The 1,025-nt window shown below is 62.4% G+C and carries 2 protein-coding genes; both read right to left on the bottom strand.

Annotated features, from left to right (window positions below; translation table 11 throughout):
• Positions 1-44 precede the first annotated feature (44 nt).
• On the bottom strand, positions 45-578 hold the full coding sequence (locus tag IEY17_RS25000) for a DUF3558 family protein (RefSeq protein WP_188991934.1): 534 nt from the start codon (positions 576-578) through the stop codon (positions 45-47).
• Between the two features lie 13 nt (positions 579-591).
• On the bottom strand, positions 592-1,025 hold a 434-nt coding region (locus IEY17_RS24995; protein ID WP_308424027.1), incomplete at its 5' end, for a hypothetical protein.

Below are 1,025 nucleotides of genomic sequence, written 5' to 3'. Positions count from 1 at the left end.
CCGTTGGTGAACCAGTTCCCCACGTCGTTCCCCCTCGATGTGCCTTACTTCGGCAACTTCGGCTCAACGAGCCGCGCGATCTCCATCGCCTTGGCGCACGTCGCCTCGTCGCTCGGAATCTTGTCCGCGCTGTAGGTGATGTCGACGATCACCGAGCCCTTGCCGACGTACATGCCCTGGCGGCAGACACCCTGACCTTTACCGCTGAGGGCAATACCGGAGAATCCGCTGTGTGATCCGACCTGGTTGGGAGTGAATGCATCGAAATTGTTCCGTCGCTGCTCCCAGTAAGCCTGGTCGCTGGTTTCGGCCTTCAGCACTCCGAACTCGAATTCCTCGCCCTTGAAGTCGCAACCGACTTCGCCGACCCCGAGGTCGCTCGGCTCGCCGTTCGGCGCTGCCCCGAAGGCTTGGATCTCTTGCGGTGTGAGAGCTTGGCAGGGATCGAAACTGGCAAGAACGTCCTTGGCTTCCTGCTGCGTGGGTGGCGTTTCGATTCTCTGACCACCGGAGCAAGCGGTGGCCAGAGCACCGACAACGGCGAACGCCGCCGCAGCCAGTGAGCGTTTCGTGTGCATGGTAACCATCAGATCAGACGCTCTTTCGCAAGTCGTGAGCGCGGTTTTCATCGGTGTTCCGCATGTCCCGTGCTGAGTCCCGATATGCCTGCGCCATGTCACGCAGAATCTTCTCCATCTTGCGGAGGATCGGGATGAGCCCGGCGTCCGGCGCTCCTCCCGTCCCGGTCAGCTTCTCGTTGAATTTCTTCTCAAGACCGCGCCCGATGAAGCAGTCGCCGTAAACACCGTTGGTGATCAACCGTTGAGCAGCACTGCTGCATCCTCGGATGTCGTCGGCCTTGTCCTCGTAGACTCGGGCGACGCGCTCGGCGGCTTGCGGGTCCATGACGAGGTGCCCGGCGTCGACGGCTGCGCGCAGGCCCTGGGCTTGCCCGGCCAGGTTTCCTGCCTGCGCGGCGAAGCCCTCCATCCCCGTTGTCACGTAGTCCCCTCCACGTCCGTGAT

This window comes from Saccharopolyspora thermophila, assembly GCF_014646075.1.
Lineage (GTDB): Bacteria > Actinomycetota > Actinomycetes > Mycobacteriales > Pseudonocardiaceae > Saccharopolyspora > Saccharopolyspora thermophila.
This window is presented reverse-complemented; position numbering and strand designations above follow the sequence as displayed.

Excerpts from the sequence above, each read along its gene's own strand:
- IEY17_RS25000 (WP_188991934.1), bottom strand. The coding sequence starts at position 578 with ATGCACACGAAACGCTCACTGGCTGCGGCGGCGTTCGCCGTTGTCGGT.